Here is a 286-nt window from a genome sequence, read left to right as displayed (position 1 = left end):
AACAGCGCGTGATCGAAATTGGGCTCGATCGCGGTATCGTCGTCGGCGGGAAAGCGTGCGAGCAGCTTGCGGTCCTCCAGCGGCAGCAGCTGCCACTGCTCGAGCGAGATGCGCAGACCGAAGCGGTCGAGATTGAAGCGCACGATCATCGGGATGTACGTCAGGTTTTCCGACGAATCGTGTTCGAAATCGAATAGCAGCGGAGCGTCGCCGAGTCCCATGGTCGTTACCTGAGTGTCGGATGCCGGCGCGGCCGGCCTGCCTGAGGTATTTTAGAACCTCCGGG

Annotated in this window: 1 protein-coding gene; it reads right to left on the bottom strand. The window is 61.2% G+C overall.

Annotation, left to right across the window (positions count from 1 at the left end; all coding sequences use genetic code 11):
• Positions 1-221 (bottom strand): nitrate reductase associated protein (locus SB816_RS30990; protein ID WP_410548117.1); only part of this gene is annotated, 221 nt, incomplete at its 3' end.
• Positions 222-286: the final 65 nt, after the last annotated feature.

This window comes from Achromobacter sp. SIMBA_011 (assembly GCF_046535435.1).
Classification (GTDB): domain Bacteria; phylum Pseudomonadota; class Gammaproteobacteria; order Burkholderiales; family Burkholderiaceae_B; genus Achromobacter; species Achromobacter dolens.
The sequence above is the reverse complement of the archived record's forward strand: the minus strand, read 5'-3'. Positions and strand labels throughout refer to the sequence as shown.